The sequence below is a fragment of the Variovorax sp. GW821-FHT09B01 genome (genome assembly GCF_059418345.1).
On the sequence record NZ_JBWKPQ010000003.1, the window covers coordinates 462,885 to 486,133 of the forward strand.

Annotated in this window: 20 protein-coding genes and 1 pseudogene; 12 read left to right on the forward strand and 9 right to left on the reverse strand. The window is 68.4% G+C overall.

What is annotated here, in order from left to right; genetic code table 11:
* Nucleotides 1-191: 191 nt before the first annotated feature.
* The gene (gene dnaG / locus AC07RV_RS13545) at nt 192-2,177 is read right to left on the reverse strand and encodes a DNA primase (protein ID WP_093343061.1); all 1,986 of its coding nucleotides are present in this window, start codon (nt 2,175-2,177) and stop codon (nt 192-194) included.
* Between the two features lie 86 nt (nt 2,178-2,263).
* Here dnaG and AC07RV_RS13550 point away from each other — a divergent pair, with 86 nt between their 5' ends.
* Nucleotides 2,264-3,211, forward strand: coding sequence for a YihY/virulence factor BrkB family protein (locus AC07RV_RS13550; protein ID WP_093343060.1), 948 nt, complete (start codon nt 2,264-2,266; stop codon nt 3,209-3,211).
* Here the strand turns inward: AC07RV_RS13550 and AC07RV_RS13555 are convergent.
* Nucleotides 3,159-3,917: a 3-hydroxyacyl-CoA dehydrogenase gene (locus AC07RV_RS13555; RefSeq protein WP_057590419.1), complete on the reverse strand. Its 759-nt coding sequence runs from the start codon at nt 3,915-3,917 to the stop codon at nt 3,159-3,161. The genes AC07RV_RS13550 and AC07RV_RS13555 overlap by 53 nt on opposite strands.
* Before the next feature lie 155 nt (nt 3,918-4,072).
* Nucleotides 4,073-4,627, reverse strand: a complete 555-nt coding sequence (locus tag AC07RV_RS13560) for a phasin family protein (RefSeq protein WP_057590418.1) — start codon at nt 4,625-4,627, stop codon at nt 4,073-4,075.
* 246 nt (nt 4,628-4,873) lie between these two features.
* On the opposite strand from AC07RV_RS13560, the gene AC07RV_RS13565 reads away from it, so the two are divergent.
* Complete coding sequence (locus AC07RV_RS13565) at nt 4,874-5,329, forward strand: acyl-CoA thioesterase (RefSeq protein ID WP_093343058.1); 456 nt, start codon at nt 4,874-4,876, stop codon at nt 5,327-5,329.
* 61 nt (nt 5,330-5,390) lie between these two features.
* On the opposite strand, the gene AC07RV_RS13570 is transcribed toward AC07RV_RS13565, so the two are convergent.
* Nucleotides 5,391-5,798: a hypothetical protein gene (locus AC07RV_RS13570; protein WP_057590416.1), complete on the reverse strand. Its 408-nt coding sequence runs from the start codon at nt 5,796-5,798 to the stop codon at nt 5,391-5,393.
* 49 nt (nt 5,799-5,847) lie between these two features.
* Entirely contained in the window at nt 5,848-6,081 is a 234-nt protein-coding gene (locus AC07RV_RS13575; RefSeq protein ID WP_057590415.1) for a CsbD family protein, read from the reverse strand.
* Nucleotides 6,082-6,274: 193 nt separating this feature from the next.
* Here AC07RV_RS13575 and pncB point away from each other — a divergent pair, with 193 nt between their 5' ends.
* The 8 genes from pncB to AC07RV_RS13615 all read left to right on the forward strand — a co-directional run bounded on the left by pncB (nt 6,275) and on the right by AC07RV_RS13615 (nt 15,478).
* Entirely contained in the window at nt 6,275-7,495 is a 1,221-nt protein-coding gene (pncB, locus tag AC07RV_RS13580; RefSeq protein WP_093343057.1) for a nicotinate phosphoribosyltransferase, read from the forward strand.
* 52 nt (nt 7,496-7,547) lie between these two features.
* Nucleotides 7,548-8,957 (forward strand): sodium:proton antiporter, encoded by a 1,410-nt coding sequence (locus tag AC07RV_RS13585; RefSeq protein WP_296778155.1) that lies wholly within the window; start codon nt 7,548-7,550, stop codon nt 8,955-8,957.
* Between the two features lie 13 nt (nt 8,958-8,970).
* Entirely contained in the window at nt 8,971-9,951 is a 981-nt protein-coding gene (locus tag AC07RV_RS13590; RefSeq protein ID WP_296778153.1) for a 2-hydroxyacid dehydrogenase, read from the forward strand.
* A gap of 62 nt (nt 9,952-10,013) precedes the next feature.
* On the forward strand, nt 10,014-11,372 hold the full coding sequence (locus AC07RV_RS13595; RefSeq protein ID WP_296778150.1) for a DNA recombination protein RmuC: 1,359 nt from the start codon (nt 10,014-10,016) through the stop codon (nt 11,370-11,372).
* On the forward strand, nt 11,369-12,547 hold the full coding sequence (locus AC07RV_RS13600) for an MFS transporter (protein ID WP_296778148.1): 1,179 nt from the start codon (nt 11,369-11,371) through the stop codon (nt 12,545-12,547). The genes AC07RV_RS13595 and AC07RV_RS13600 overlap by 4 nt, the downstream gene beginning before the upstream one ends.
* Nucleotides 12,548-12,675: 128 nt before the next feature.
* Nucleotides 12,676-14,214, forward strand: coding sequence for a DHA2 family efflux MFS transporter permease subunit (locus AC07RV_RS13605; protein ID WP_296778147.1), 1,539 nt, complete (start codon nt 12,676-12,678; stop codon nt 14,212-14,214).
* Nucleotides 14,215-14,311: 97 nt separating this feature from the next.
* Nucleotides 14,312-14,767 carry a hypothetical protein gene (locus tag AC07RV_RS13610; protein WP_296778143.1) on the forward strand — a complete coding sequence of 152 codons (456 nt, stop codon included), beginning with the start codon at nt 14,312-14,314 and terminating at the stop codon, nt 14,765-14,767.
* Nucleotides 14,768-14,776: 9 nt separating this feature from the next.
* On the forward strand, nt 14,777-15,478 hold the full coding sequence (locus AC07RV_RS13615) for a TetR/AcrR family transcriptional regulator (protein WP_208512127.1): 702 nt from the start codon (nt 14,777-14,779) through the stop codon (nt 15,476-15,478).
* A 27-nt stretch (nt 15,479-15,505) separates the two neighbouring features.
* Here the strand turns inward: AC07RV_RS13615 and AC07RV_RS13620 are convergent, their stop codons facing one another.
* The 3 genes from AC07RV_RS13620 to earP all read right to left on the reverse strand — a co-directional run bounded on the left by AC07RV_RS13620 (nt 15,506) and on the right by earP (nt 18,312).
* On the reverse strand, nt 15,506-16,372 hold the full coding sequence (locus tag AC07RV_RS13620; protein WP_296778140.1) for an LOG family protein: 867 nt from the start codon (nt 16,370-16,372) through the stop codon (nt 15,506-15,508).
* A gap of 109 nt (nt 16,373-16,481) precedes the next feature.
* A complete protein-coding gene (gene efp, locus AC07RV_RS13625) occupies nt 16,482-17,036 on the reverse strand; it encodes an elongation factor P (protein ID WP_007830687.1) in 555 nt (184 codons plus the stop codon).
* Nucleotides 17,037-17,208: 172 nt separating this feature from the next.
* The gene (earP, locus tag AC07RV_RS13630) at nt 17,209-18,312 is read right to left on the reverse strand and encodes an elongation factor P maturation arginine rhamnosyltransferase EarP (RefSeq protein WP_093343044.1); all 1,104 of its coding nucleotides are present in this window, start codon (nt 18,310-18,312) and stop codon (nt 17,209-17,211) included.
* 40 nt (nt 18,313-18,352) lie between these two features.
* On the opposite strand from earP, the pseudogene AC07RV_RS13635 reads away from it, so the two are divergent.
* A pseudogene (locus AC07RV_RS13635) lies at nt 18,353-19,000 on the forward strand (M20/M25/M40 family metallo-hydrolase); the annotation flags it as partial.
* Between the two features lie 24 nt (nt 19,001-19,024).
* On the opposite strand, the gene ggt reads toward AC07RV_RS13635, so the two are convergent.
* A complete protein-coding gene (ggt, locus tag AC07RV_RS13640; RefSeq protein WP_296778132.1) occupies nt 19,025-21,070 on the reverse strand; it encodes a gamma-glutamyltransferase in 2,046 nt (681 codons plus the stop codon).
* Nucleotides 21,071-21,216: 146 nt separating this feature from the next.
* Here ggt and uvrC point away from each other — a divergent pair, with 146 nt between their 5' ends.
* Nucleotides 21,217-23,202, forward strand: coding sequence for an excinuclease ABC subunit UvrC (uvrC, locus tag AC07RV_RS13645; RefSeq protein WP_296778130.1), 1,986 nt, complete (start codon nt 21,217-21,219; stop codon nt 23,200-23,202).
* The last annotated feature ends 47 nt before the right edge of the window (nt 23,203-23,249 follow it).

Below are 23,249 nucleotides of genomic sequence, written 5' to 3' on the forward strand. Positions count from 1 at the left end.
AATAAATCCTCAATAGGCAAGATGTCGGGCGATCATTTGGTGTGCAGTCCTTGCGGTTATTGGCCCTTTCCAGCGGGGTTGCCGTGGAGTGCGTTGCGCGAGGGGCCGGTCCGGAGGTGCTGCTGTCGCTCTTGCCGATTTCGCCAGTTGCGAAGCCCTACATTATAGCGTCTTGCGCAAATTTCAAGCAATTACACCGTCTTGGGCCGCATGCGGGCGCGCAATTCGAGCCGCCGCGCCTCGAGCGCCTTGTAGCGTTCGAGCGCCTTCGGGTCCTTGCCGACGGCCGCGATGGCCTCGCTCTGCTGGAACTTGAGGCGGTCGTCGAGCATGAAATCGAGCACGCTGCCCAGCTCGCGCGCGGCCTCGGCCAGCAGATCGTTCTCGCTCGCTTCCGGATCGACGGGGGCGCCGCCTTCCGAGGCCGTCATCAGCTTGTCGGCCAGCGCCTCGAACTCCTGGCCGCGCATGCCTTCGCGCAGCGCCGCCCACGGCTGGGCGCCGTGCTCGTGCAGCTGGCTGTCGAGCCAGGTGAAGAGCGCGCCGTGCGGCCCGGGCAGCTCGCACAGCATCAGGTGGACCTCGTGCGACAGCGGCTCCCATTGCGCCATGTTGGCGAGCAGCAGGCGCACCGCGATGTCGGGCCGGCTCAGCGGCTGGCTGCGCCCGCGCATCGGTTCGCGCGGCGGCTCCTTGCGGCCAAAGCGCTTGTTGAACGGCCGTTTCTTGCTATCGTTTTCGTAGTAGCGCTCGCGCTCTTCGTAGACCGGCGGTTCGGGGAAGTAGCCGTCGTCGTCGGGCGGGCGCTCCTGGCTGCGCTCGGCCTGGCGCGAGGCCCCGCCGCCGCCGCGCGGCGCCGCCGCCGTGGCCCAGAGGTCCGACAGCGCGGCCGCGTCGAGCTGCACCAGCGTGGCGATCTCGCTCAGCAGCTGCCGCTTGAGCGCGCCGTCGGGCAGCGCGCTCCACAGCGGGCGCACGTTGCTGCTCATGTGGGCGCGGCCCTCGGCGGTGCCGAGGTCGCAGCCCTCGCGCGCGGCCTCGATCATGAAGCGCGACAGCGGCGTGGCCTCCTGCACGAAGCGCGCGAAGGCCTCGGCGCCGAACTCGCGGATGAAGCTGTCGGGATCGTGCTCGGCCGGCAGGAACAGGAACTTGATGCTGCGCGTGTCGGTGGCATAGGGCATGGCGCCGTCGAGCGCCTTGCGCGCCGCGCGGCGGCCGGCGGCGTCGCCGTCGAAGCTGAACACCACCGACTCGGTGAAGCGGAACAGCTTCTGCACGTGCTCGGTGGTGCAGGCCGTGCCCAGCGTGGCCACCGCGTTCGGGAAGCCGAGCTGGGCCAGCGCCACCACGTCCATGTAGCCCTCGGTGACCAGCGCGTAGCCGCGGTCGCGGAAGGCGGCGCGAGCCTCGTAGAGGCCGTAGAGCTCGCGGCCCTTGCTGAAGACCGGGGTCTCGGGCGAATTCAGGTACTTGGGTTTCTCGTCGCCGAGCACCCGGCCGCCGAAACCGATGCATTCGCCCTTGACGTTGCGGATCGGGAACATCACCCGGTCGCGGAAGCGGTCGTAGCGCTTGGCCTCGCTGGCCTCGACCTGGCCGTCCTCGGTGTTGACGATCACCAGGCCGCTCTCGGCCAGCAGCGGGTCCTCGTAGTCGGGGAACACGCCCGCGAGCGTGCGCCAGCCCGGCGGCGCGTAGCCGATGCCGAACTGCTTGGCGATCTCGCCCGAGACGCCGCGGCCCTTCAGGTAGTCGATGGCGCCGGGCGCCTGGCGCAGGTGCTTGCGGAAGGCGTCGCCGGCCTTCTCGAGCACGTCGGTCAGCGTGGCCTGCTTCTGGCGCTGGCTGGCGGCGCGCGCGCGTTCGGCCGGCGAGGCGTCGTCTTCCGGCACCTGCAGGCCGTACTGGCCCGCGAGGTCGTGCACGGCCTCCACGAAGCCCATGCCGGCATGCTCCATGAGGAAACCGATGGCGTTGCCGTGGGCGCCGCAGCCGAAGCAGTGATAGAACTGCTTGGTCGGGCTGACCGAGAAGGAGGGCGATTTCTCGCCGTGGAAGGGGCACAGCCCCATGAAATTGGCGCCGGCCTTCTTGAGCTGCACGTAGCGGCCGACGATTTCCACCACGTCGGCGCGCGCGATGAGTTCCTGGATGAATGAAGCGGGGATGGTCATGTAGGCGGGGAGCGGCAAATCATACGCAAGCCGCGGGTCCCCCGCGACCCGACGGCATACTGGCGGCGACCGACCACCCCGCCCGCATGACGACGATCAATCCGCTGAAACACGCCGCCCCGCTGCTGCGCCACCCGCTTCGCTTCGGCTGGGACGCCCTGAAGGAGTTCCGCGCCAACCAGGGGCTGCTGCTGGCCGGCGCCGTGGCCTATTACGCGCTGCTGTCGATCGTGCCGCTCTTGATCGTCAGCGTGATCGCGCTGTCGCACGTGATCGACCAGGCCGAACTGCTGCGCACCATCGGCCGCTACCTCGAATGGCTGCTGCCGGGGCAGTCGAAGGCCATCGTGGCCGAACTCTCGAGCTTCCTGGACCACCGCGACGTGCTCGGGCCGGTGCTGCTGGTGACGATGGTGTTCTTCAGCTCGCTGGCCTTCAGCGTGCTCGAGAGCGCGATGGCGGTGATCTTCCACCATCGCAAGGCCGACCACAAACGCCATTTCCTGGTGTCGGTGGCCATGCCCTACGTCTACATCCTGTGCCTGTGCGTGGGGCTGCTGCTGGTCACGCTGGTGTCGGGCGCGCTGCAGCTCGTGGGGCAGGAGAGCGTCGACCTGCTCGGGCGCAGCTGGTCGCTGTCGGGCGTGTCGGGGCTGCTGCTGTACCTGCTGGGGCTGGGCGGCGAGATCTTCATGCTGACCTCGCTCTACCTCGTGATGCCGGCCGGGCGCATGTCGCTGCGCCATGCGCTGCTGGGCGGCATCACCGCCGCGCTGCTGTGGGAGGCCACGCGGCGGATCCTGATCTGGTATTTCTCGACGCTGTCGCAGGTGAACGTGGTCTACGGCTCGCTGACCACGGCGATCGTGGTGCTGCTGAGCCTGGAGATCGCGGCCACGCTGGTGCTGCTGGGCGCCCAGGTGATCGCGAACTACGAGCGCCTGGACCGCACCGGCAGCGCCAAGCCGCCGCGTGCGCCACTCAGCGGGGCGGGAGTCGAATCGCTCCGTCCAGCCGAATCACCTCGCCGTTGAGCATGTCGTTCTCGATGATGTGCTTGGCGAGCTTCGCGTAGTCGGCCGGGGTGCCCAGGCGCGAGGGGAAGGGCACGCTGGCGGCGAGTGCGTCCTGCACCTCCTGCGGCATGCCGAACAGCATCGGCGTGCCGAAGATGCCGGGGGCGATCGTCATGTTGCGGATGCCGTTGCGCGCCAGGTCGCGCGCGATCGGCAGCGTCATGCCGACCACACCGCCCTTCGAGGCGCTGTAGGCGGCCTGGCCGATCTGGCCGTCGTAGGCCGCGACCGAGGCGGTCGAGATCAGCACGCCGCGCTCGCCCGTGGCTTCGGGCTCGTTCTTGCTCATGGCGTCGGCGGCCAGCCGGATCATGTTGAAGCTGCCGATCAGGTTGACCGTGACGGTCTTGCTGAACACCGCCAGCGCGTGCGGGCCGTTCTTGCCCACGGTCTTCTCGGCCGGCGCGATGCCGGCGCAGTTGATCAGGCCGACCAGCTTGCCGAGCTGCAACGCGGCCGCCACCGCGGCCTGGCCGTCGGCTTCCTGGCTCACGTCGCACTTCACGAACACGCCGCCGATGTCGCGCGCGACGGCTTCGCCCTTGTCGGCCTGCATGTCGGCAATGACGACCTTGGCGCCGTTGCCGGCCAGCATGCGTGCCGCGCCTTCGCCGAGGCCCGAAGCGCCACCGGTCACGATGAAAACCTTGCCGTCGATCTGCATGTAGGAGTCTCCTGAGGAAGAAAAGCCTTGCATTATCGAAGACGGCCCGGCGTGAGGCGGTTTCGGCGCGCGCATAAAAAAAGGCCCCGTCCGAAGACGAGGCCCTGAATTGGATCCGTGAGGACCCAAGGAGACAACTGGTGGTGGTCGGCGGCTTAGCGCTTGCGCGACGAAGCGGTCGCGGTCTTGGCAGCGGCGACGGCTTGCGTGGACACGGCGTTGAAGTTGGCTTCGGCGACGTCCGACGCTTGCTTGACGGCCTTTTGCACCGATTCGAAAGCGTTGTTGGCGGCGGCGACGGCGCTCTTCAGCACGGCGACGGCGGTTTCCGAACCGGCGGGAGCGTTCTTCGAGGCGCTGTCGACCAGGCCGACGAAGGCTTGCTGGGCTTCGCTGGCCTTCGATTCGAAGGCCTTGGTGAATTCGGCGCCGGTGCCTTGGGCGATTTCGTACAGGTGACGGCTGTAGGCGGCGGTCTTCTCGGCCAGGGGCTGGAACAGGCTGGCTTGCAGCGTCAGCAGTTCCTGCGCGTCCTTCACGCTCAGGGCGGCCTGGGCGGTGGTGGCGGCTTCGGACAGGGCGGCCTTGGAGGCGGTCACGTTGAGTTCGACGAGCTTCTCGACGCCTTCGAAAGCCTTGGTGGTCAGGCCGAACAGGGTTTCGAGGTTGGCTTTTTGGGCGGCGAGGATCTGGTCAGCGGTCAGGGCCATTTGGAATCTCCGAAAGGGATGATGGTTGGTCTATTCACGTTGCGCTGCGCCTCGTCGTCTTTGTTGCGGTGCAGCATGGCCTCAAGTATAGGCAGCTGAAATCTCCGGGCAAGGGGTTTTTGTTGCTTTGCAGCAATTTAGAAGCGGCTTTCTAAACCGGGACGGCCGGCCTTGAAACGCGATGGCGGCCGCGGGTGTCGCGCAGTCGCCTGGAGCCGGCGAGGGCCGCTGGCAGAATCTCGCGCGATGACGACGCCTGCCTCTCCCAGCCCCAAGCCCGTGCCGCAACCGCGCGCCAGCTACCCCGTCTTCCGCAGCATTCCCACGCGCTGGATGGACAACGACATGTACGGCCACGTCAACAACGTCGTCTACTACAGCTGGTTCGACACGGCGGTGAATGCGCTGCTGATCGAGCGCGGCGCCCTCGACATCCACCAGGGCTCGACCATCGGCTTCGTGGTCGAGACGCAGTGCAACTACTTCGCGCCGCTGGCCTTCCCGCAGACCGTCGAGGCCGGCATCCGCGTGGCGCAGGCCGGCCGTTCCAGCGTGCGCTACGAGGTCGGCCTGTTCGCGCAGGGTGCCGACACTGCGGCGGCCCAGGGGCATTTCGTGCATGTCTACGTCGACCGAACGACCCAGCGGCCGGTGCCGCTGCCCGAGGCGCTGCAGCGCGTGGTCGATTCGCTGCGGGCCTGAGCCCCCAAGAGAAACGGCGCCCCTCAAGGCGCCGTTGTCGTTGCGAGTTAAAAGAAGCGGCTTACTTCTTGGCCATCGCCTTGATGTCGGCCTTGCCCTTGTCCTCGTCGGCCTTGGCCTGCTTCACGCAGGCGGACTTGGCATCGCCGGTCTGGTCGTCGCACTTTTCCTTGGCCACTTCATAGGTGGCCTTCACCTTTTCCTCGGCGACCTTGCGGGCGTTGCTGTCGCTGGGCTTGAACTGCTGTTCGAGCTCGGCCTTGGCGACGTTCTCCTTGCCCTTGGCTTCCTTCTGGCAGACGTCCTTGGCGTTGTCCTTCAGCGTGTCGCACTGGGTCTTGGCGACCTTGTAGTCGGCCTCGATCTTTTCCTTGGCGACCTTGTGCTCGTCCTTGTTCATCTGGGCGCCGGCCTGGGTGGCGACGAAGCAGGTGGAGGCGAGCGCGAGCATGAGCAGGTGTTTCTTCATTTTGGAGTTCTCCTAGTCGATGGATGAGGGAAAAGCGGAAGTCAGGACCTCAGTAGCGTTCGAACCAGAGCGCGTCGGGCGTGCGGCCGTCGCGCGATTCCCAGTCCTTGACCTGCTTCTCGGCCTCGTCGCGGCTGATGCCGTGGCGTTCCTGGATGCGGCCCAGCAGCTGGTCGCGCTTGCCGGCGATGACGTCGAAGTCGTCGTCGGTCAGCTTGCCCCATTGCTCCTTGACCTTGCCCTTGAGCTGCTTCCAGTTGCCTTCGATGGTGTCCTTGTTCATGCGAATCTCCTTGAGAGGTTGATTCGGCGGGCCATTTCGCCGCCGTGAAAAACACTGTCTACAGGTGCATTCACCCCAGCGGTAGGACGTGCAGTGCAGGGTCCGTAGGCACAGGCCGACGGGGGCCGTGATAATCGAGCGGCGCCCGAAAAACTTCGGGCCGGGACGACAGAGAGACAACGCGCGCCGCACCATGATCATCCACAGCCTGCTCGACACCGACCTCTACAAGTTCACCATGATGCAGGTCGTGCTGCATCACTTCCCGGGGGCACGCGTCGAGTACCGCTTCAAGTGCCGCAACCCCGGCGTCGACCTCGCGCAGTTCGCCAGCCAGATCCGCGAGGAGGTGCGCAGCCTCTGCTCGCTGCAGTTCCGCGATGCCGAACTGGCCTACCTGCGCTCGATGCGCTTCATCAAGAGCGACTTCATCGACTTCCTCGGGCTGTTCCGGCTCAACGAGAAGTACATCAACATCATTCCCCAGCCCTCGGGCGAGCTCGAGATCCGCATCCAGGGGCCGTGGCTGCACACCATCCTGTTCGAGATCCCGGTGCTGGCGATCGTCAACGAGGTCTACTTCCGCAACACGCAGAAGCGCCCCGACCTCGACGAGGGCCGCCGCCGGCTCGAGATCAAGATCGCGCAGCTGCAGGAGGCCGGCCTCGGCGACCTCAAGATCGCCGACTACGGCACGCGGCGCCGCTTCTCGAAGGACTGGCACGAGGAGGTGCTGCGCACCCTCAACGCGCGGCTCGGCGCGGTGACCTCGCCGCCCTCGAGTTCGCAGCCCGGCGGCCGGCTGCCGCAGCTCGCGGGCACCAGCAACGTGCTCTACGCGATGAAGCTCGGGCTGATCCCGCTGGGCACCATGGCGCACGAATACCTGCAGGCCTGCCAGGCGCTGGGTCCGCGGCTGCGCGACAGCCAGATCTTCGGCTTCGAGAGCTGGGCGCGCGAGTACCGCGGCGACCTGGGCATCGCGCTGTCCGATGTCTACGGCATGAGCGCCTTCCTGCGCGACTTCGACCTGTACTTCTGCAAGCTGTTCGACGGTGCGCGCCACGACAGCGGCGATCCGTTCCAGTGGGGCGAGCGCATGATCGCGCACTACCTCGCGAACCGCGTCGACCCGCGCACCAAGACACTGATCTTCAGCGATGGCCTCACGGTGCCGCGCACCATCGAGCTCTACCAGCAGTTCCGCGGCCGCTGCCAGCTGGCCTTCGGCATCGGCACCAACCTCACCAACGACCTGGGCTACGAGCCGCTGCAGATCGTGATCAAGATGATCCGCTGCAACGACCAGCCGGTGGCCAAGCTCTCGGACACCCCGTCGAAGAACATGTGCGAGGACGAGAAGTACCTGGCCTACCTGCGCCAGGTGTTCGAGATCGAGCAGCCTGCCGCCTGATGCGGGTTCACGCGGGCCGCCGCGGGGCCTGGCTCTGTTACGGTACGGCCCCATGAAAAAATCGATGCGTCTCGTGGCGGCCATGGTGCCGCTGCTCGTTGCCGGGCCGGCCTTGGCCGCGGATTTCGACGGCGGCTCGCTGTCGCCGCTGTGGGGCGTGCCGTTCGCGGGCATCCTGCTCTCGATCGCGCTGATGCCGCTGCTGGCGCCGTCCTTCTGGCACCACCACTACGGCAAAGTCTCGGCGGCCTGGGCGCTGGCCTTCCTGCTGCCCTTCGCGGCGCTGCACGGCCCGGCGCTCGCGGGCACGCAGCTCATGCATGCGCTGGTGGCCGAGTACATCCCGTTCATCGTGCTGCTGACCACGCTGTTCACGGTGGCCGGCGGCATCCACATCCGCGGCAACCTGCACGGGGCGCCGGGCCTCAACACCGCCATTCTCGCGATCGGCGCGGTGCTCGCCAGCTTCATGGGCACCACGGGCGCCTCGATGCTGCTGATCCGCCCGCTGATCCGCGCCAACGACAACCGCGTGCACCGGGTGCACGTGGTCGTGTTCTTCATCTTCATCGTCTCGAACGTGGGCGGCTCGCTCACGCCGCTGGGCGATCCGCCGCTGTTCCTCGGCTTCCTCAAGGGCGTGGACTTCTTCTGGACCGCGCGCAACATCCTGCCCGACACGATGTTCGTGCTCGGCGTGCTGCTGGTCCTGTTCTACCTGATCGACCGCCACTACTACCGCAAGGAAGGCATCCTGCCGGTCGACCCCACGCCCGACACGCGCGGCATCGGCTTCGACGGCGCCGCCAACTTCTGGCTGCTCGCGGGCGTGGTGGCGCTGGTGCTCATGAGCGGCTTCTGGAAGTCCGGCGTGCACTTCGACGTGGCCGGCACCGAGGTCGGCCTGCCGGGGCTGCTGCGCGATGCCGGACTGATCGCCATCACGCTGGTCTCGCTGAAGATCACGGCGAAGTCGGTGCACCAGGCCAACCAGTTCGAATGGGGTCCGATGGCCGAGGTTGCCAAGCTGTTCGCGGGCATCTTCCTGACCATCATCCCGGTGATCGCGATGCTCAAGGCCGGCACGCAGGGACCGTTCGGCGCGGTCGTCTCGGGGGTCACGCGGCCCGACGGCCAGCCCGATCCCGCGATGTACTTCTGGGCCACGGGCGCGCTCAGTTCCTTCCTCGACAACGCGCCGACCTACCTGGTGTTCTTCAACACCGCGGGCGGCGATCCCGCGGCGCTGATGACCACCTACGCGACCACGCTCGCGGCCATCTCGGCCGGCGCGGTCTTCATGGGCGCCAACACCTACATCGGCAATGCGCCCAACCTGATGGTCAAGGCCATCGCCGAGAGTCGCGGCGTGCGCATGCCGAGCTTCTTCGGCTACATGGCCTGGTCGATGGCCATCCTGCTGCCGCTGTTCGTCCTCTCCACCTTCCTTTTCTTCCGCTAGCGAGACAAAGCCCATGAGCAAGCCCAAGATCCTGGTCGCCCGCGCGATCTTCCCCGAGACCCTCGAGCGCCTGGCGCAGCATTTCGAGATCGAGTCGAACCAGTCCGACGAGAGCTGGACCAGGGAGCAGCTCGCCGCGAAGCTGCAGGGCAAGCAGGGCGCCTTCACCACCGGCAGCGAGCGCATCGATGCGGCGCTGCTCGACGCCTGCCCCGACCTGAAGATCTGCGCCAACATGGCCGTGGGCTACAACAACTTCGACGTCGACGCGATGGCCGCGCGCGGCGTGGTCGGCACCAACGCGCCCGACGTGCTGACCGAGACCACCGCCGACTTCGGCTTCGCGCTGCTGATGGCCACCGCGCGCCGCATCGCCGAGAGCGAGCATTTCCTGCGCGCCGGCAAGTGGCAGAAGTGGAGCTTCGACATGTTCGCGGGCTCCGACATCCACGGCGCCACGCTGGGCATCATCGGCATGGGCCGCATCGGGCAGGGCATCGCCAAGCGCGGCGCGCACGGCTTCGGCATGAAGGTGATCTATCACAACCGTTCGCGGCTCGACGCCTCGCTCGAGGCCGAATGCAAGGCCACCTACGCGAGCAAGGAAGAGCTGCTGAAGACCGCCGACCACGTGGTGCTGGTGGTGCCGTACTCGGCCGCCTCGCACCACACCATCGGCGCGGCCGAACTCGCGCTGATGAAGCCCACCGCCACCCTGGTGAACATCGCGCGCGGCGGCATCGTCGACGACGCGGCGCTGGCCGTGGCGCTGCGCGAGCAGCGTATCGCCGCCGCGGGGCTCGACGTGTTCGAGGGCGAGCCCAAGGTCCATCCCGACCTGCTGACCGTGCCCAACGTCGTGCTCACGCCGCACATCGCGAGCGCCACGGTGCCCACGCGCAAGGCCATGGCCGGGCTCGCGGCCGACAACCTGATCGCCTTCTTCACGGGCAAGGGCCCGCTGACGCCGGTCACGCCGGTGGCCGCCAAGTAAGCCATCTCCGCCGAACAAAAAAGAATAGAAAGCGCCCCGCGATCCCCTTGGAACTCACCGACTTGATTCTTCTGGCCCTGGCGGTCGTGGCCGTCATCCAGCTCGTGCTCCTCGTCTGGCTGCTGGCCCGCCGGCCGCCGCCGCCCGATCATGGCGAGCTGCTCGTCGCCAACGAGCGCACCGAGCGCGAGCTGCGCCGCGAGATCGCGGAGAGTTCGCGCGGCGGACGGCAGGAAACCGCGCAGGCCTTCGCCACCTTCCAGCAGTCGCTGGTGATGCAGGGCGCCGAGGCCACGCGTACGCAGAACGCCCAGCTCGATGCCTTCGCGCTGCAGCTCGCCGCGCTGCAGAAGACGCTGGCCGACACGCTGGCTTCGCAGCTGCAGGGCCTGTCCGAATCGAATGCGCGCCGCCTCGCCGAGGTGCGCGCCACGATGGAAAGCCAGCTCACGCAACTGCAGCAGGGCAACGCCGCCAAGCTCGACGAGATGCGCAAGACCGTCGACGAGAAGCTGCAGAGCACGCTCGAGGCGCGCCTCGGCGAGAGCTTCCGGCAGGTGGCCGAGCGGCTCGAGCAGGTGCACAAGGGGCTGGGCGAGATGCAGACGCTGGCGGTCGGTGTCGGCAGCCTGCAGCGCGTGCTGACCAACGTGAAGACGCGCGGCATCTTCGGCGAGGTGCAGCTCGAGGCGCTGCTCGAGCAGGTGCTCACGCCCGAGCAGTACGCGCGCCAGGTCGAGACCAAGCCGCGCAGCGGGCAGCGGGTGGACTTCGCGATCCGCTTCCCGGGCCGTGGCGACGAGGGCGCGCCGGTCTGGCTGCCGATCGATGCCAAGTTTCCGCGCGACGACTACGAGCGCCTGATCGAGGCCCACGAGCAGGCCGACGCGGTCGCCGCCGAGCTCGCCGCCAAGGCGCTCGAGGCGCGCATCCGCGCCGAGGCCAAGTCCATCGCCGAGAGCTACCTCGCGGCGCCGCACACCACCGATTTCGCGATCCTCTTCCTGCCGGTCGAGAGCCTCTATGCCGAGGTGCTGAGGCGTCCGGGCCTGATGGACGCGATCCAGCGCCAGCACCGCGTGACCCTGGCCGGGCCGACCACCTTGCTCGCGATGCTCAACAGCCTGCACATGGGCTTTCGCACGCTGGCGCTCGAGCGCCAGGCCTCCGAGGTCTGGAAGGTGCTGGGCGCGGTCAAGACCGAATTCGAACGCTATGGCGAGTGGGTCGAGCGCGTGAAGGAACAGGTGGCGAAAGCCTCCGACACGCTTGACAAGGCCGATACGCGCGCCAGGCAGATGCGCCTGGCGCTGCGCAAGGTCGAGGCGCTGCCCGAGGGCCAGGCGCAGGCGCTGCTGCCGCCGCTGGCCGCGGGCGCCGAAGGCATCGACGCCGATCCCGACAGCGGCGGCAAGCCGTGAAGGGCAGCGAACTGCTGCGCGTCATCGGCGCGCAGGTCTGCCTCCACGCCACCATGGCCGGCATGCGGCTGGCCACGCCGCTGCTGGCGCTGCAGCAGGGCTACAGCGCGGCGGCCGTCGGCGTGCTGATCGCGCTGTTCGCGCTGACCCAGGTCTTCCTCGCGCTGCCCGCCGGGCGCTTCGCCGACCGCCACGGCTTCAAGCGGCCGCTGCTGCTGTCGGTGATCGCGGCCTCGCTCGGCGCGGGGCTGGTCTGGGCGTTCCCGGTCTTTCCGGCCATGTGCGTGGCGGCGCTGCTGACCGGTGGCGCCACCGGCGCGACCGTGATCGCGCTGCAGCGCCACGTGGGCCGCTCGGCCACCACGCCGACCGAGCTCAAGCGGGTGTTCAGCTGGCTCGCGATCGCGCCCGCGGTGGCGAACTTCGTCGGCCCGTTCCTGGCCGGGCTGCTGATCGATCACGCGGGCCGCGCGGCGGCCGACATGCTGGCCTTCCGCGTCTGCTTCGCCGCCATGGCGCTGCTGCCGATCCTGTGCTGGCTGATGGCGCGCGGCGCGCACGAGCCGCCGCCCACGCCGCCGCTGCCCGGGGCCGTGCCCACGCGCGCCTGGGACCTGCTGCGCGAACCGATGTTCCGCCGCCTGCTGTTCGTGAACTGGCTGCAGTCCTCGAGCTGGGACGTGCATGCCTTCGTGCTGCCGGTGCTGGGGCACGAGCGCGGCATCAGCGCCTCGGTGATCGGCTCGATCCTCGGCGCCTTCGCGATCGCGGCGGCCGTGATCCGCATCGTGCTGCCGGCGATCGCCTCGCGCGCCTCCGAGCGCAGCGTGATCTTCGTCTCGACCCTGGTCACGGTCGGCGTCTTCCTGGTCTATCCGCTGCTGCCGACGGCCCTGAGCATGGGCGTGTGTTCGGTGGTGCTGGGCTTCGCGCTCGGCGCGGTGCAGCCGATGGTGATGAGCATGCTGCACCAGATCACGCCGCACAGCCGCCACGGCGAGGCGCTGGGGCTGCGGCTGATGACCATCAATGCCTCGAGCGTGGCGATGCCGATGCTGTTCGGCTCGCTGGGTGCGCTGATCGGCATCGGCGGCGTGTTCTGGGTCGTGGGCGGGGTGGTGGCGCTCGGTGCGCGCGCGACCTGGGGCTTAAAGGTGCGGGAGGAGGGGCACTGAACGGCGCCGAAGCCACTGCCGGCTTCCAGGAAACCCTGATCCAAATAAGATCAATTCTCATCTGATTGACAAGATAGTGACTTGAAGTCAGTATCGCCGCCTCTTCAACGAATCCCGAAGGCGGTCCCATGGACTCCCCATCCCGGGCGGCGATCGACGATCCGCGCCGCCGGCTCGCGCTCGTCGCCGCGGTCTATCTCGGCAGCTTCATCGCCACGCTCGACGTGAGCATCGTCAACGTCGCGCTGCCCACCCTGCAGCGCGCGCTCGCCACCGACCTCGCGGGCCTGCAGTGGGTGATCGACATCTACGCCCTGTGCCTGTCGGCCTTCATGCTGTCGGCCGGGCCGCTCGGCGACCGCTACGGCCGCAAGCGCGCCTGGCTGGCCGGCGTGGTGGTGTTCACCATCGGTTCGGCGATGTGCGCCATGGCCGGCAGCCTGAGCACGCTGCTGGCCGGCCGCGCGGTGCAGGGCATCGCGGGTGCGCTGCTGATCCCGGGCGCGCTGTCGCTCCTGGCCCATGCCTTTCCCGAGCCGGCGAGCCGCGCGCGCGTGATCGGCGGCTGGTCCTCGTTCACCGCCATCTCGCTGATCCTCGGGCCGATGCTCGGCGGCCTGCTGGTGGACCACACGGGCTGGCAGAGCATCTTCCTGATCAACCTGCCGATCGGCCTGCTGACCGTGGGCCTGGGGCTCTGGGGCATCCACGAGACCTCGCACCCCGAGCATGCGGCGCTCGATCCGGCGGGGCAGGTGCTCAGCGTGCTGTGGCTCGGCGCGCTGACCTTCGGGCTGATCGCGGCCGGCGAGCACGGCTGGCTGTCGGGACGCACCACGGTGTCGCTGACGCTGGCCGCGCTCGGGCTCGTGCTGTTCCTGGCGGTGGAGGCGCGCGTGCAGCGGCCGCTGCTGCCGTTGGGCCTGTTTCGCGACGCGCGCTTCTCGGTCACCAACTTCGCGTCCTTCGTGCTGGGCTTCTCGGCCTACGCGAGCCTGTTCTTCTTCTCGCTGTTCCTGCAGCAGGTGCAGGGCTGGTCGGCCACCGACACCGGCTGGCGCATGGTGCCGCAGTTCGTCGCGACCGGCATCGTGTCCTCGCAGTTCGGCCGGCTGTCGAGGCGCCATGGCGTCCACGCGCTGATGGTGGCGGGCTACGGCCTGATCGGCGCCGCGATGCTCGCGATGACGCTGCTCGCGGCGGACACGCCCTACGTGGTGCTCGCGCTGCTGTTCGTGGTGCTGGGCGCCGGCACGGGGCTGGCGGTACCGGCCACCAGTACCGCGGTGATCGCCTCGGTGCCGGCGCAGCGCTCGGGCATGGCCTCGGCCACGATGAATGCGCTGCGCCAGGCCGGCATGCTGATCGGCATCGCGCTGCTCGGCACGCTGATGAGCGGCCGCGCCACCGCGCTGCTGGCAGCGGCACTCGAGCGCAGCGGCCTGCCGGCGGCGCGCGCGCAGGAGATGGCGGTGGCCGCCGTGGCGCGGCACGACACCGCCGCGCTGGGCGCGCTCGATCCTTCGCTGGCCCATGGCCTGGTGTCGGGTGCGCTGGCCGGCGGCTTCCATGCGGCCGTGGCCTGTGCCGGGCTGGCCGGTCTGCTGGCGGCCGGGCTGCTGCTCGGCGTCAGGCCGCGCACCGCCGCGCTGCCGGCCCGCGCCTGAGGAGCTTCTTTCCATGCCCGCCGCGCGCGTGCCGCTGCGCCTGTCCGCGCGTCGCCTTCCCGTTCTTCGTTCCCGGACCGTCATCAAGGAGTTGTCCATGATCCATCACGAACTCGGCCAGTGGCCGCTGGTCATCAGCGTGTCTTCGGGGTTGCAGACCCTCGAGGACATGCAGGTCTTCACCGAGGACTGGAACCGCTGGCTCGACCGTGGCGAGCCTTTTGCTTCGCTGCGCGTGTTCGCCGACGCCGACGCGCTGGTGCATCCCGAGGGCAGCGCGCAGAGCGCGAAGCAGTGGCTGCAGGCGCGCGGCGCCGACATCCGGCGCCATATGATGGGCATGGCCAGCGTGGTGCCGCCCGATCAATACGAGAAAATCCGCAAGATGAATGTCGAGAAGCTCTTCGGCGTGCCGGCCGACACCTTCGCGCGCACCGACGAGGCCATCGCCTGGCTCGGCGAGCGCGTGCTGGCGCCGCGCGGCCTGGCGCTCGACGTGGCCGCGGTGAACGCGGCCATCGCGGCGGCACGTGCCGCCGCAGCCACAACCTGAGGGAACCGAATGACGACGGGGCGCCGCACCATCACTTCTTCCACGCCCGATGCGGCGGACCCGTCACCGCCTTCGGAGGCGTCCGAACCGCGCCGCCGCGTCAAGGCGCCCGAAACCCGCGCCGCGGCGCTGATGGACGCGGCCGAGCGGCTGTTCATCGAGAAGGGCATCGCCACCACCAGCATCGACGACATCGCGGCCGGCGCGCAGGTGGCCAAGGGCACCTTCTATCTGTACTTCCCGTCGAAGGAGGCGCTGCTCGGCGCGCTGCAGCAGCGCTTCGTCGACAGCTTCTGCGCGCGGCTGCAGGAGGCGATGGACCGCCACCGTCCCGAGGACCACCATGGCCGCATCAAGGCCTGGGTCGAGACGGGGCTCGAGACCTACCTCGACAACGTCGCGCTGCACGACGTGGTGTTCCACGAGTACCGGCCCGAGGACCGGCGCATGCGCAACGACAACGCGGTCATCACGCAGCTGGTCGGCCTGCTCAAGCATGGCGACGCGGCCGGCGTGTGGGAGGTCGAGGACCCGACGCTCACGGCCGTGATCCTGTTCAATGCGCTGCACGGCGTGGCCGACGATGCCGTGGCCATGGGCCTCGCGACCGGGCCGGGGCCCGAGCGGCGCCGGCGCGCCAAGGCGCTCACGCGCTTCTTCGAGCACGCGCTGCGGCCCGATGACGACGATGGCGACGACGAGGCCGCCTAGTCGAGGCGCGGTCCGCGCCCGCTCGGATCAGAGCTTGTAGAAGCGCTTGATCGCTTCCCACGCGTCTTCGGGCGCGTCCACGTACTCGAAGAGCTTGACGTCGCCGGGCGAGATCACGCCTTCGTCGACCAGGAAGTCGAAGTCGATCAGGCGCTTCCAGTAGTCCGAACCGAACAGCACGATCGGCACCGGCTTGGACTTGCGCGTCTGCACCAGCGTGATCACCTCGAACAGTTCGTCGAGCGTGCCGAAGCCGCCCGGGAACGCCACCAGCGCCTTCGCACGCATCATGAAATGCATCTTGCGGATCGCGAAGTAGTGGAACTTGAAGCTCAGCGCGGGCGTGACGTAGGGATTGGCCGCTTCCTCCATCGGCAGCGCGATGGCCAGGCCGACCGACAGGCCGCCGGCCTCGTGCGCGCCGCGGTTGGCCGCCTGCATGATGCCGGGGCCGCCGCCGGTGCAGATGAAGAGCTTGTCCTGCGGCTCCTTGTTCTCGCTGTGGCGCGCGACCAGCTTGCCGAAGGTGCGCGCCTTCTCGTAGTAGTGCGAACTGCGCGCCAGCCGGCGCCAGCGCTCGGCCGCGGCGGTGTCGCCGGCCTTGTCGGCCTCGACGATCAGCGCGTCGGCTTCTTCCTCGCTGCGGAAGCGCGCGCTGCCGAAGACCACGATGGTGTTCTCGATGCCGTGGGCGCGCTGCTCGATGTCGGGCTTCATCAGCTCGAGCTGCATGCGCACGCCGCGGGTTTCGCGGCGCAGCAGGAACTCGGGATCGGCGAAGGCGATGCGCGAGGGATCGGGATCGAGCGGCAGCCCCTTGTCGGCATGGGACTGGAGCGTGGCCCAGGCATCGGCGAGGCGCTTGTCGTGAAGGTCGTGCGTGCTGTTGGTCATAAGGATGGGATTGTGCAGCGCGGGATTCGTTGTGTGCGGACGGTCCGCAAAGACAAAAGGCTCCTTGCGGAGCCTCTTGCGGGTGGTGGTCAGCCGGGGAAGGCGGCGCTCAGACGCGCTTGCGGTATTCGCCGGTGCGCGTGTCGATTTCGATCTTGTCGCCTTGCGACACGAACAGCGGCACGGGCACTTCGAAGCCGGTGGCGATCTTGGCAGGCTTCAGGACCTTGCCCGAAGTGTCGCCCTTGACGGCCGGCTCGGTCCAGGTGATTTCGCGCTCGACGCTGGTCGGCAGTTCGACCGAGATGGCCTTGCCGTCGTAGAACACCACTTCGACGGCCATGCCGTCCTCGAGGTAGTTCAGGGCGTCGCCCATGTTCTCGGCTTCGACTTCGTACTGGTTGTAGTCGGCGTCCATGCAGACATACATCGGGTCGGCGAAGTAGGAGTAGGTGCAGTCCTTCTTCTCGAGCACGATCTGGTCGATCTTGTCGTCGGCCTTGAAGACCACTTCGGTGTTGAAGTTGGCGATCAGGCTCTTCATCTTCATGCGCACGGTGGCGCTGTTGCGGCCGCCGCGGCTGTATTCGGTCTTGAGCACGACCATCGGATCCTTGCCGTGCATGATGACGTTGCCGGCGCGGATTTCTTGAGCGATTTTCATATCAGGGTCTCTGGATGTAAGCCGCTCGGTGCGCGGGGTTTCCAGAATCCGGGCAGGAGTGCCGGTTGGAAAAAGCCCCGCGGTACATGTCCCGCGGCAGGTTCAGCGGAGTGCATCTCGAACCCCCAGGAATTTCCCAGGATCCGGGCCGAAATCCGCAAAGCCCGCTATTTTAGCTTTTTCCGGCGACGAAATGCTGCAGTTGGGTCACGAGATCGTCCTGCGCGAGCAGGCGCTCGCGCCCTCGGGTCACGGCAAGACGCCATTCTTCGCCGATGTCGGCGAGCGACAGGGTCGCGTTGCCGAAGCCGTTCCAGGCGTGGTGGAAGCGCCGCATCGAGGCCGGCGCTTCCAGCCAGTCGAGCCAGGCGTTCAGCTTCACGTGGTGCGCGTCGTCGTCCTGCGCATAGATCTGCCAGACCAGCGGCGCGCCGGCCCAGAGGGCGCGCACCAGCGAATCCTCGCCGCGCACGAAATTCAGGTCGCAGGCCCAGAGCAGGTGGTCGAAATCGGGCTGGTCGAGGGGCGGCAGGTATGAAATCGATAGCGCACTCGCATGGCTGGGCGAGCGTTCGAGCCATTCCGTACTCGAAAGGCAGGCCTTGACGGCCTCGGTCGCCCGGCCCGGCGTCACCAGCAGCCGGGTCGGCGTGCCGTCATCGGCCAGTTGCGCCAGCAGCGCCGCCAGGGCCGGCGGCTCGTAGCAGAACAGCGACACCAGGCGTTCGCCTTCGCGCCAGGGCAATTGCCGTTGCGCGAGCCAGGCAGCGCGATCGAAGGTCGCGCGCCGCCGGGCCAGGTCCGGTTCGCGCAGCAGGCCGCCGGTGGCCTGGGTGAAGCCTGGATAGAAGAAGCGCTTGGTGAGCCCGGCGCCCGGTTCCCTGAAGACCGGCGAGGGCAGGCCATGCAGCCGCTCCACATAGGGTTCGGCCGAGAGGTATTCGAGGTTGATCCAGGCGCGCGGGGCGCCGTCGGCGGCCGAGGCTGCGGCGAAGCGCGCGATCAGCGCGGGCGCCGGGTCGCAGCCGAAGGCCTCGATCAGCACCTGGGGCGCCGGCTCGGCCGCGGCCGCGCTCACCGCGGCCGGATCGCTCCAGTCGATCACGCGCACGCCCGCACAGCCTTCGGGCGCCATCCAGGCCAGTGCGCTGGCGTCGTCGACCCAGAGCCGCACCTGTTCGCCGAGGCCGGCGAGCTGGCGTGCGAGCCGCCAGCAGACGCCGAGGTCGCCATGGTTGTCGATGACCTTGCAGAAGATGTCCCAGTCGCGTTGCATGGCCGCGAGTGTGCACCTTGCGCCTTTCTTCTGAATGGCCCTCGCGCGGGGCCGTCGCTATGCCTTCCCGATCAAGCTCGCCGACGTCACGAAGACCTATTTCGCGCGCAGCGCGCCCTTCGCCACCGGCCAGCTGGCCGAGGACATGCGCGCCATCGGCACCGGCAATCCCGACGCCGGCGTGCTCGAGCGCATGACGGCCAACCCGGCCTACAACGCCCAGCTGCGCACCACCTGCGTGGCGACCATGGTGCAGGCCGGCCACGCCGAGAACGCGCTGCCGCAGTCGGCCAAGGCCACGGTCAACTGCCGCATCCTGCCGCACGACGATCCGGACGAGGTCGAGCGCCTGCTGACCCAGGCCGTGGGCAACGACAAGATCGTGGTGCGCAACCTCGGCAAGCCGCTGCGCAGCCCGGCGTCGCCGCTGCAGGGCGACCTGGTGAAGACGGTGGAGCGACTGACCGAGCAGATGTGGCCGGGCGTGCCGGTGATTCCCGCGATGAGCACGGGCGCCACCGACAGCCGCTTCCTGCGCAATGCCGGCATTCCGATGTACGGCGTGACCGGCATGTTCCTCGAGCCCTCGGATGCGCGCGCCCACGGGCTGGACGAGCGCATCGAGATCCAGCGGCTCTACGACGGGCGCGAGTTCCTCTACCGGTTGGTGAGCGAACTCGCGAAGTAGGCGCCGCCGGGTTCCTATCCCGGCTCAGGGCGTGAAGGTATCGCCGAGCACGATGCCTTCGCGCCGCGGATCGGCACCGCCCGTGAGCACCGGCTGGCCACCGACGTTGGTGCGGATGATGGTGCTGATGCCGCTGGACTGGGCGCCGAAGTTCACCGTGTGGCCGAGCGCGCGCAGGCCGGCGATCAGCGGATCGTTGTTGCCCGAGTTCGAGGTGTCGATGGCGGGGTGTTCGCCGCCCACGTTGGTGGTCACGCTGTTGGTGGCGCCGAAGTCGACCAGCGAGGTCGCCTGTTGCGCATCGAGGCCCCAGTCGAGCGCGCCGACCACGGTCTTCACCACGTACTGGATGATCGTGCCGCCGCCCGGCGAGCCGGTGCCCATCACGAACTCGCCCATGCTGCCGTCGGTGTTCTTCTTGAACACCAGGGTCGGCGCCATCGTGCTGCGCGGACGCTTGCCCGGGGCGACCCGGTTGGCGACCTTGATGCTCGGGTCGGTGGTGTCGTTCGGGTTGGCCGAGAAGTCGGTCAACTGGTTGTTCAGCATGAAGCCCTGCGTCATGTGGAACGAGCCCAGCGTGCTCTCGACCGTGGTCGTCATCGTCACCACGTTGCCCTGCTTGTCGACCACGGTGAAGTGGGTTGTGCCATGCTCCTCGGTCTTGTCGATGCCCAGCGGCACGCTGCCGAGGTCGCCGGCCGCGGCCACGCCCATGCTCTTGGACAGGCTGATCAGGCTGGCCCGCTTCTGCAGGTACGGCTTGTTGAGCATCGTGTCGGCCGAGCCGCCGGGCAGCGGGATGAAGTCGGTGTCGGCCACGTACTTGTCGCGGTCGGCGTAGGCCAGGCGTTCGGCCTCGCTCACCAGGTGCACGCCCATCACGCTGGGCTTGCCGCCTTCGATGTCGATCGCGCTGGGCTTGTACAGGCTCAGGTTGAAGGTCTCGAGGATGCCGAGCGCCTGCACCACCGCGATGCCGCCGGACGAGGGCGGCGACATGCTGCAGACGTAGTAGTCGCGGTAGGTGCCGCAGACCGGGTCGCGACGCTTGGCCACGTAGTTGGCCATGTCGGCCATGGTCGTCACGCCGGGCGTGATGGCCGAGCCGTCGTTGGCCGCGGTGGTGATGCCGATCTTGTCGACGATCGCCTGCGCGATGGGGCCGGTATAGAACGCGTTGGCGCCCTCGTTGGCGAGCGTGGTCAGCGTCTTGGCGTAGGCCGGGTTCTTGAGCTTGGTGCCCAGGGCCTTCGGCGTGCCGTCGTCGTTGAAGAAATAAGCCGTCGCGTCGGCGTCGCGCTTGAGGTTGGAGGCCGACGAGGAGATCGCTGCGGCCATGCGGCCACCGATCGGGAAACCATCGGAGGCCAGCGTGATGCCGTAGCTGAAAAGGTCCTTCCATGGCAGCTTGCCATGGTCCTTGTAAGCGACGTCGAGCATGCGCACGGCGCCCGGCGTGCCGACCGCGCGGCCACTGGCGCGCGCGTTGGGCTTGGGCAGTCCGCTGGCGGGATCGGTCTGCACCGCGTAGCGCAGGTAGTTCTCGGTGGCCGCGGCGGGCGCCATCTCGCGCCCGTCATAGGCCTGCACCTTCTTGGTCTTCGCGTCGTAGTGCAGCATGAAGGCGCCGCCGCCCAGGCCGCTGGACTGCGGTTCGACCAGCCCCAGCACCGCCTGCACCGCGACGGCTGCGTCGACCGCGCTGCCGCCGGCCTTGAGGACGTCGCAACCCGCGCGCGTGGCCAACGGGTGGTTGGCCACCACCATGTAATTCTTGGCATAGACCAGTTTGTGGCCGACCACGTAGCCCGAGGCCGGTTCGGGCGCGGCCGGATCGCCGGGGTCGCCCGAGCCCACCACCACCTGCGTGCCGCTGTCGCCGATCAGGCAGCCCTTGTCGGCTGTGGGCGGTGGCGGCGGGGTGTTGGCTGCGTTGATGGCGGCGATCGTCGCGATCAGCGCGGCGTTGTCCTGGCCGCCACCGCCGCCGCCGCAACCGGCCACCGTCAATGCCACCGCCAGGGGCGAGAGCGCCCACCAGGCGCGCGACTGGATCTTCTTCGTCATGGAGAGAGTTTCCCGAGTAGTTGTGTTGAAACGAGACGGGCGCTCCTCGCGCCCGCATCCATCATCAGCACATTTCATTCCACCCACCACGGGGTTTGCGCGCAGGCGCGCCATGGGGCCGCGCGCCGCGCGCCACAATAGCCGCCATGTCAGACGTGCATTCCGATCAACTGCTCAGCGAAGTGGCGGCCCTGCCGCAGCTGCCGGGCGTCTACCGCTACTTCGACGCCGGTGGCGCCGTGCTCTACGTGGGCAAGGCGCGCAACCTCAAGAAGCGGGTCGCCAACTACTTCCAGAAGAGCCACGGCGGCACGCGCATCGGCCACATGATCTCGAAGATCGCGCGCATGGAAACCACCGTGGTGCGTTCCGAGGCCGAGGCGCTGCTGCTCGAGAACAACCTCATCAAGACGCTCAAGCCGCGCTACAACATCCTGTTTCGCGACGACAAGAGCTACCCCTACCTGAAGATCGCCTCGCACCAGTTTCCGCGGCTGGCCTACTACCGCGGCGCGGTCGACAAGAAGCACCGCTACTTCGGGCCCTACCCGAGCGCCTGGGCCGTCAAGGAGTCGATCCAGCTGCTGCAGAAGGTGTTCAAGCTGCGCACCTGCGAGGACACGGTCTACGCCAACCGCACCCGGCCCTGCCTGCTCTACCAGATCAAGCGCTGCACCGGCCCCTGCGTGGGCCATATCTCGACCGAGGCCTACGCGCAGGACGTGGCGAGCGCCGAGGCCTTCCTGCGCGGCGACACGCAACTGGTGCTCACCACGCTCGAGCAGCGCATGACCTCGCATGCCGAGAAGCTGGAGTTCGAGCAGGCGGCCGAGCTGCGCAACCAGATGTCGGCCATCTCGCGCGTGCTGCACCAGCAGTCGATCGAGATCGCCTCCGACAAGGACGTCGACATCCTCGCGGTCAAGGTGCAGGGCGGCAAGGCCTGCGTGAACCTGGCCATGGTGCGCGGCGGCCGCCACCTGGGCGACCGGCCCTATTTCCCGGTGCACGTCGAGGATGCCTCGCTGATGCAGCACGGCGAGCTCGACAACGACGAGGACGAGGGCGCCGCACCCGCCGTCACCGATTCGGTCGAGGTGCAGGTGCTCGAAGCCTTCATCGCGCAACACTACATCGACGTGCCGGTGCCGGCCACGCTGGTGCTCAGCGAAACCGTGGGGCGCGAACTGATCGAGGCGGTGTCGCTGCAGTCGGGCACGCGCGTGACGGCCGTGTTCCAGCCGCGCGAGCAGCGCCGCCACTGGCTCGAGATGGCCGAGAAGAACGCCAGCCTGCAACTGGCACGGCTGCTGGCCGAGGAGGGCTCGCAGCAGGCCCGCACCCGCGCTCTGGCCGATGCGCTGGAGCTGGCGAGCGAGGACCTCGACAACTTCCGTGTCGAGTGCTTCGACATCTCGCACACCGCGGGCGAGGCCACGCAGGCCTCGTGCGTGGTGTTCGAGCACCACGCGATGCAGAACAAGGAATACCGTCGCTACAACATCGACGGCATCACGCCCGGCGACGACTATGCGGCGATGCGCCAGGTGCTCCATCGCCGCTACGGCAAGCTGGCCGAGGCGATGGCCGCCGAGACCGAGGCGCTGCCGCCTGGCGATGCCGAGAGCGAAGGCGTCGAGGGTGTCGAGGGTGCAGCGGCGCCGGCGCGGGCCCGGGGCGCGCGCATGCCGGAGCTGGTGCTGGTCGATGGCGGCAAGGGCCAGGTGTCGATGGCGCGCGAGGTGTTCAGCGAGCTCGGCCTGCCGCTGTCGCTGATCGTCGGGGTCGAGAAGGGCGAGGGCCGCAAGGTGGGCCTCGAGGAGCTGGTGTTCGCCGACGGCCGCGAGAAGGTCTACCTCGGCAAGGATTCGGCGGCGCTGATGCTGGTGGCCCAGATCCGCGACGAGGCGCACCGCTTCGCCATCACCGGCATGCGCGCCAAGCGCGCCAAGGTGCGCGTGGGCGGCAGCCAGCTCGAGGACATCCCGGGCATCGGCCCGAAGCGCCGGGCCCGTCTGCTGCAGCGCTTCGGCGGCATCCGCGGCGTGGCGGCGGCGAGCGTGGAAGACATCGCCTCGGTCGAGGGCATCGCCTTCGACCTGGCCGAGGAAATCTACCGTGCGCTGCACTGAACTTGACGGCGCGGGAGCAGGCCGCCGGCACGGCTTTGCCCCCGTTC